At 69.2% G+C, this 1,307-nt stretch carries 1 protein-coding gene; it reads left to right on the top strand.

Annotation, left to right across the window (positions count from 1 at the left end):
* The coding region (locus Mterra_RS22725; RefSeq protein ID WP_218023005.1) for a hypothetical protein at positions 1-1,110 on the top strand (1,110 nt) is incomplete at its 5' end.
* Between the last annotated feature and the right edge of the window lie 197 nt (positions 1,111-1,307).

Below are 1,307 nucleotides of genomic sequence, written 5' to 3'. Positions count from 1 at the left end.
GGCGGCGGGGGCGGTGGGGGCGGCGACACCTGCGCGGCCACGATCAACGCCGACATCACCGTGCCCACGCGGCTCGTCAACTCCGGCGCGAGGTGCGACTACCTCGTTGACGGGTTCATCGAGGTGAACTCGAGGCTCGAGATCGAGCCGGGCACGCTGCTGCGCTTCACCAAGGACAGCGAGCTCAACATCGACGGCGGCGAGCTCATCGCCGTCGGCACCCCCGCCGCCCGCATCCGCATGGAGGGCCTCAACCCCGTCACCGGCTACTGGAGCGGGATCATCTTCGGCACCAACGCCCGGCCCAGCCGCATCGAGTACGTGGACATCGTCAACGCCGGGCAGGAGGGGGGCTACTACCACCCCAAGGGCGCCCTGGCGGGCTTCGGCGGCTCGCTGGTGCTCAAGCACTCGACCATCTCCGGCAGCTACGTCAACGGCGCCATCTTCCGCTCGCTACGCCTGATCGAATTCGAGAACAACCGCTTCTTCGGCAACACCTGGTACGGCGTGGTGATCGACCCCGCCCAGGTCCACCTGCTCGACGCGGCCAGCGACTACGCGGGCCGGGAGAAGCCCAACGGCCGCCCCTACGTGGGCACCGGCCTGGGCGACTTGGAGGAAGACGTGACCTGGAAGAAGCTCAACGCGCCCTACTTCGTCGAGGGCTACCTCAACGTCGCCTGGGGCACGCTCACGCTCGCCCCGGGGGTCAAGCTGGTCTTCAGCGACAAGGGCAACCTCACCGTGGAGGAAACCGGCGCCCTGCGCGCCGTGGGCACGGCCGCCGAGCCGGTGGTGTTCACGGGCAAGGAGGCGGTGCCGGGCTACTGGGCGGGCATCTGGTTCTTCGACTCGACCTCGAGGGCCAACAAGCTCGAGCACGTTGACATCGGCTACGCCGGGGGCGAGAGCATCCTCGGCCTCAACGCCAACGTCGTCGTTGACTTCGACGCCTACCTCAGCCTGAGCCACGCCAACATCCACCACAGCCAAGGCTGGGGCGTGCGCTGCGGCAACCCCGAGGTGGACGGCTACGTGCTCGAGCTAGGCCCGGGCAACACCTTCAGCCACAACGCCGGCGGCGACGTGGACCCGGATTGTGGGTAGCGCGGGGAATGCCGAGCGCCGGGCGCCGGGGGCGGGTCGTACGTCCTACGCCGTACGCCAAACGCAAGACGCAAGACGCCTCGTTGGGGTTAATCATCCACTGGGGTCGTGCCCGCCCCGCAGGCCGACTACAGCCCCACCCCCCAGGGGACACCCGCTCGGCTTGGGCTGTCCCGCCCAGGCCGAGCGGGTGTCCC

The sequence above is a fragment of the Calidithermus terrae genome (genome assembly GCF_003574345.1).
Lineage (GTDB): Bacteria > Deinococcota > Deinococci > Deinococcales > Thermaceae > Calidithermus > Calidithermus chliarophilus.
This window is presented reverse-complemented; position numbering and strand designations above follow the sequence as displayed.